Source organism: Streptomyces sp. NPDC028314 (assembly GCF_055565795.1).
In genome coordinates this window covers 400,405-406,507 of the sequence record NZ_JBVHTP010000007.1, presented here as the reverse complement: position 1 = coordinate 406,507, position 6,103 = coordinate 400,405, and the positions used below count along the sequence as shown (strand labels likewise).

Annotated in this window: 4 protein-coding genes; 3 read left to right on the top strand and 1 reads right to left on the bottom strand. The window is 72.1% G+C overall.

The window, feature by feature from the left end:
• The first annotated feature begins 140 nt into the window (after nucleotides 1–140).
• The 3 genes from ACZ4TG_RS19120 to ACZ4TG_RS19110 all read left to right on the top strand — a co-directional run bounded on the left by ACZ4TG_RS19120 (nucleotide 141) and on the right by ACZ4TG_RS19110 (nucleotide 2,624).
• Nucleotides 141–1,298, top strand: coding sequence for an MAB_1171c family putative transporter (locus tag ACZ4TG_RS19120; RefSeq protein ID WP_468164141.1), 1,158 nt, complete (start codon nucleotides 141–143; stop codon nucleotides 1,296–1,298).
• A 319-nt stretch (nucleotides 1,299–1,617) separates the two neighbouring features.
• Nucleotides 1,618–2,058 (top strand): helix-turn-helix domain-containing protein, encoded by a 441-nt coding sequence (locus tag ACZ4TG_RS19115; RefSeq protein WP_468164139.1) that lies wholly within the window; start codon nucleotides 1,618–1,620, stop codon nucleotides 2,056–2,058.
• Nucleotides 2,055–2,624 carry a toxin gene (locus tag ACZ4TG_RS19110; RefSeq protein WP_468164137.1) on the top strand — a complete coding sequence of 190 codons (570 nt, stop codon included), beginning with the start codon at nucleotides 2,055–2,057 and terminating at the stop codon, nucleotides 2,622–2,624. Before ACZ4TG_RS19115 ends, ACZ4TG_RS19110 begins: the two co-directional genes overlap by 4 nt.
• Nucleotides 2,625–2,634: 10 nt before the next feature.
• On the opposite strand, the gene ACZ4TG_RS19105 is transcribed toward ACZ4TG_RS19110, so the two are convergent.
• Nucleotides 2,635–6,099, bottom strand: a complete 3,465-nt coding sequence (locus tag ACZ4TG_RS19105; RefSeq protein ID WP_468164184.1) for an aminotransferase class I/II-fold pyridoxal phosphate-dependent enzyme — start codon at nucleotides 6,097–6,099, stop codon at nucleotides 2,635–2,637.
• Nucleotides 6,100–6,103: the final 4 nt, after the last annotated feature.

The following is a 6,103-nucleotide window of genomic DNA, read 5'->3' as shown; positions in this document are numbered from 1 at the left end:
GAACGATGTAGATGTCGCAATCCACACCGAACCCGGAGGCCCTCACCCATTTCAAGAACCCAGCACGCGTGTCACCAACGTCCCGGGACAACACAACTAGACCGTCTGCCGCGTGCGCGGCACCGGCGGGGAATCAGGCCGTGAACACCACGAGAACCCTCTGCTTCGTCATAGCGGCGCTGTCGTCGTATGCCGCGCTCGTCTACCGGCTGTGCCAAGTGAGGCGCAGTTGGCGGGACAACGCCTACCGCACCCTGGTCGTCACCCTGGTGCTCCAGTGCCTCACCTTCACGATGGGCGCCGTCGCCATGGGAGGCGACAGCTTCCTGGGGGTCGGGAACCTCGCCATCCTGGTGATGCACGTATCGGCGGTCGCCTTCTGCGTCAGCGCGCAGATCATCCTGCTGCGCTGGGCGAGCCCCGCCGAGGAGGCGGTACGAAGGGCCCGCGCCTGGCTGATCACCGGCGTCGCCCTCAGCGTGCTCCTGGTCGCCCTCTTCCTCGTCGCCGACGGTCCCGGCCGGCCGGCGACGGACTTCAACACGGGCAGCGGCCAACCGCTGGTCCTCACCTACCTCCTGGTCTTCATCGTCTCCCAGGCGGTTCCGTGCGTCACCATCTTCCGCCAGTGCGGCCCCTACGCCCGGATGACCGGCAAGGCCTCACTGCGGCAGGCCCTGCGCATGCTCTCGGTCGCCGCCGTGGTGCTCTTCCTCTACTGCCTGTGCCGGACGGTGAACATCCTCACCGCCGCGTCCGGGATCGACATCGGCGCCTGGCAGCTGGCCTCCAACGTCTTCAGCGCGGCGGGCATCTTCATCCTCTCGCTCAGCCTGACGATCTCCTCCTGGGAGGCCTCGACCGCCAAACTGGTGGACTGGGTGCGCAGTTACCGTTCGTACCGGGCGCTGTATCCGCTCTGGCGGGACCTGTACGAGTCCTCCCCGGACATCGTCCTGGAGCCGCCGGGGCCGGCTTCGGTCTCCGACCTCAACTACCGCCTGCACCGGCGGGTCATCGAAATACGGGACGGGTGGCGGGACTTGCGGCCCTACATCGACCGTACGGCCCCCGGCGCCGACGCGGCGGGTGCCGGGGCGAGCGAGGAGCACCGGCAGGCGTTCGCCGAGGCGGCGCAGATCAGAAAGGCCTTGGACGCCAAGCGCACCGGCACCGTCCCCGATCACAACAAGGACGCCGGCGACTTCGACGACCGGGACAGCGACAACTTCACCGCCGAGGTCGCCTGGCTCACCAAGGTCGCATCCGTCTATCGTAAGCTCGGTAAAGCGAGTTGAGAGCTCCCGCCCGGTCTGCCCCCCGTCAGGCCGGGCGGGTTTTTTCTGCCCCGGCGCCCCCGGACTCCGCCCCGTTCCCCCTGTCGGGCCGGTGAGTGCGCGCCACCCCGGGCCGGCCTCCATCCCCCGGAGGCCGGCCGCGGGCCGGGCCGATATGACCGGCAGTCAACTCGGCTACCCCCGTAAGCGAAGTTAGCTGACAGCTATCGGTGGGCACCACCGTGGCGGAAACTCGGCAGATTGTCAACTGACCGCTAATCTGTAAAACTGGCAGATAGCTGAGAGCAATGCCGAGGAGGTGACCGAAGGGAGATCCACAGTGTCCGAGACCGACGACCGGCCCATGCTGGCAGTGCGTCTGGACAACCTCTTCAAGACGGTTCGTCCCAAGGGCAAGCACTGGACCAACGCCGAGGTGGCGGAGGAGCTGAAGCGGGCCAACCCCGAACTCAAGGTCGGCGGCGTGTACCTGTCGCAGCTGCGGACGGGCAAGCGCTCCAATCCCTCGCCGGACCTGCTGGCCGCCCTCGCCCGGTTCTTCGGCGTGTCGGTCGCCTACTTCTTCGACGACAAGGTCGCCGAGTCGGTGCTCAGCCAGGTCGCCGCCATCGAAGCGCTGCGACAGGCGGGAGTCCGCTCCGTCGCGATGCGCGCGGCCGGGATGAAGAAGGAGAACCTCCAGGCCATCACGGCCATCATGGACCAGTACCGGCAGATGCAGGGCCTGCCGCCCGTCGTCGACCCCTCGGACCCGGAGTGAGGGTCCCCGGGAAGGGACGGTCCGCCGACCACGACCGCCGCAGCCAGCTCAAGAGGCTCCGGAAGGACGGCGCGCGGCGCATCGCCGAACTCGATCTGCCGGAGGGCGCCGATGTGGCCGAACTCTGCCGCTACCTCGGCGAGATCCGCGACCGCCCCATCACGCTGGTCCCGATGCCGATGCCCGCGTCGCAGCCGTGCGGCATGTGGGTCGCCGCGCGCGACGAGGACCTCATCTTCTACGACGCCAACACGACCAGCGCGCATCAGGAGCACATCATCTTGCACGAGCTGGGCCACATCATCTGCTGCCACCGCGGGGCCGGCTGGCTGGACGAGGAGAGCGCCCGCTTCCTCTTCCCCAACCTCGACCCCGACCTCGTGCGTGACATGCTCCTGCGCGCGACGTACGACGACGTCCAGGAGCAGGAAGCGGAGGTCATCGCCTACCTGCTCTCCCAGCGGATGGGCGCCTCCGAGGAACGCCACGGCGAGCCCCCGGCCCCGGAGGGCGGCGGGCCGGGGAAGACCGAGATGCTCAGCCGCATCGAGCGCACCCTGTTCTGACGTGGGCCACTCATCCCCCGGCGGCCGCCACCTCCTCGGCCAGGACCGTCACGGCCCGCCGGATGTCCTCCTCGCCGTGGTCGCTGGTGATGAAGAACCGCAGCCTCGACAGCCCCTCCTCCACGGCCGGGTGGAAGATCGGGTCGGCGATGACACCCCGGGCGAACAGCCGGTCCGCCACGCGCAGGGTCCGCGCGGAGTCCCCCAGGACGCACGGCACGATCGGCGTATGGGCACTGGAGCCCGTCGCCAGACCGGCCGAGGCGGCCAGCCCGAGGAAGAGGTCGGCGTTGCGCCGCAGCGTACGCACCCGCTGCGGCTCCGCGAGGATCAGCTCGGTCGCGGCCAGCGCGGCGGCCGCGTTGGCGGGGGTCAGCCCGACGCTGTAGACGAAGCCGGGCAGCGTGTGCCGCAGCCACCGCACCGTGCGCGCCGAGCCGCCGAGGTATCCGCCGCAGCTGGCGAAGGCCTTGGAGAGGGTGCCCATCCACAGGTCGACCCCGGACCGGTCCACGCCGAAGAACTCGCCCACGCCACGGCCGTGTTCGCCCACGGTGCCGATGCTGTGCGCCTCGTCGACCATCAGCAGGGCGCCGTATCGTTTCTTCAGCTCGATCACCCCGGGCAGGTCCACCAGGTCGCCGTCCATGCTGTACGCGCCCTCGACGGCGATCAGCACCCGCCTGAACCGCGACCGGTTGACCCGGAGCAGGTGTTCCAGCTGGCCGGTGTCGTTGTGGGCGAACGGGCGCCGCGCCGCCCCGGACAGCGCACAGCCCTGGAGGATGCTGTCGTGCGCGAGCGCATCGTGGATCACGAGGTCGCCCGCGCCGACGAGGTGCCCGATCGCCGTGACGTTGGTGGCGTGGCCGCTCACCAGCGCCAGGCAGTCCCCGACGCCGAGGAAGGCGGCCAGCGCCCGCTCCAGCCGTACGGTCAGATCCCGTTCGCCGGACAGCGGCCGGCTCGCGGAGACCGAGGTCCCGTACCGGTCCACCGCCCGGTGCGCGGCCTCGTTGACCGCCGGATGGCCGGAGAGACCCAGGTAGTTGTAGCTGCCGAAGGACAGGTACGGCCGCCCGCCGATCACGGTCGTGTCCCGGACGGTGCCCTCGTGGATCCGGAAGTACGGGAAGTCCGCCCCGCTGCCGGTGATCGCGCTCAGGCGCTCCTCGAACCGCCGCACCTCCGGGAATTCGTCGACGGAGTCGGTCGCGGCGCCCCACTCGGCCCCCGTTTCCCCGAGCCGGACCTCGGCGGGGTCGAGCGCGTCCCGGTCCGCCGACGGCCGCGCGGGCGGGAGCCGGCCGGGCGCCGGCGGTTCCGCGAGGTGCGGGCCGACGAGTGTGATCAGCCGCTCGATGGTGAGGCCGGGCGAGAACACCTCCTCGGTGGGGAAGCCCGGCGCCCGTCGGCCGAGGCTGGCCCCCAGCTCCTGCAACATCAGGGAGTCGAAGCCGAGTTCGGTGGTCAGCGCCATCCGCACGCTGAGGTCGGAGAGGGGGAAGACGCCGGTCCGCGACACCGCTTCGAGCACGACGGACTCGGCGGCCGTGCCCCCGGCCCGGGCCTGGGCGGGCACCGCGGCCACCGCCTCGGGCCCGGACCCGCCGCCGGGACGGGCCCTCGCGGGAGCCGTCCGCGGCGACACCTGGCGAGCGGACTCGTCCACCACCCAGTGGCGGCGCGGAGCCAGCGGACTCGGCGGCAGGGTGCACGGCGGCCTGCGCTCCGTCACCGGACGCAGCCCCGGGCCGGTGACGGTGCGTACCGCGAGCCGGGCCAGTGCGGCCCTGCGTGCCCCGGCCGGGAGCGAGCCCGGCGCCGGCACGGGTTCCTCGGGCGGCTCGCCGGGCACCGCGGCGCCGGCCACCTGACCCGGGCCGAGTTCCCCGGTACGGCCCGCCGCCACGGCCCCGGCGGCCGCGGTCAGCTTGGCGACGGCGTCGGCGGCGTCCTCCACCACCAGGGCCAGGCGTTCCGCGAGGGGAGCCCGGCGGGCCAGGGTGTCCGCCACCCCGGCCAGCGGCGGCCGGTCCTCGGCGATGGTCCGCGCCAGCTCCCCGGCGTAGCGGGCCAGGCCGGCCCGGTCCCGGCCGCTGAGCACCAGGAGGTGCGGCTCCCCGTCCGGTGCCGGGCGGGCGCGGGCCGCCCTGCACTGCTCCACCACCAGATGGACACCGGTGCCGCCGAAACCGAAGGCGCTCACCCCCGCCCGGCGCGGCTGCCCGGTGCCCGGCCACGGGGTCGCCGTCGTCGGGATCGTGAGGCGCGCGGCGTCGAGCCCGGAAGGATCGGCGAGGTCGAACTGCGGCTGCGGCGGTATCACCCCCCGGTCCACGGCCAGCACGGTCTTGATGAGCCCGGCTATCCCGGCGGCGTTGAGCGAATGCCCCACCACCGCCTTCACCGCGCCGAGGAAGGCGGGTTCGGCCCGCTCCCCGCGCAGTTCGCGCAGGACACCCACCTCGACCGGATCACCGACCCGTGTCCCGGTGCCGTGCGCCTCCAGGTAGCCGGCCGAGTCCGGGGGCAGGTCCGCGTCGCGGTAGGCCCTGCGCAGCGCGCGCAGCTGACCGGCCGCCTGGGGATGCATCCCGCCCTGGACGGTGCCGTCGTTGGCCGTTCCCACACCCCGGATCACGGCGTAGACCCGGTCGCCGGCCGCCAGCGCGTCGGCCAGGGGCCGAAGTACCAGGACCCCGGCGCCCTCTCCCAGGACGAAGCCGTCCGCCTCCGCACCGAACGGCAGGCACCGCCCGCTGCGCGAGATGGCGCCGATCCGGCTCAGGCCCACCAGCAGGTCGGGAGCGAGGACCAGCTGTGCGCCGCCGGCGAGTGCGATGCGGCTGCGGCCCGCGCGCAGCGCGAACACCGCGTTGGCCACGGCCATCAGTCCGCCGGAGCACGCCGAGTCCAGCGCATAGCTCTCGCCGTGCAGATCGAAGACCGAACTGATCGTGTTCGGGCCCATGTTCAGCAGGAGCCCCGCCACGGAGGTGCCGTGCAGCCCGTCCACCGCACGGACCGCCTCCGGCCAGCGGGGGTCGTCCATCCGCGCCCCGAACTCCCCACCGGCCAGCTGGCGCATCCGGATCTGCATCGTGCTGAGCTCGCGGTAGCCGCTCTCGGTGAGAGACGTGATCACCGAGGTCTCTTCGCGGTCGAAGCCCTCGGCCTCCCACCCCGCGTCCTGGATGGCCTCGCGGGCGAGGTCGATCAGGAGCCGGTGCTGCGGGTCCATCGACCTGGCCCGCCTCGGCGGGATGCCGTAGTGCACCGCGTCGAAGTCGCCCACGTCCGGCAGCAGGGCCATGGTGTCCGTGTACGTCGTGGACGCATCACGGAAGTTGTCGCTGAGGAAGGCGGCGGCGCGCCACCGCGAGTCGGGGATGGCGGTGAACTGTGCCTGCGGGGCGGTGAGGAGCCGCCAGTACTGGTTCAGGTTCCGCGCACCGGGAAACCGGCAGGCCATCCCC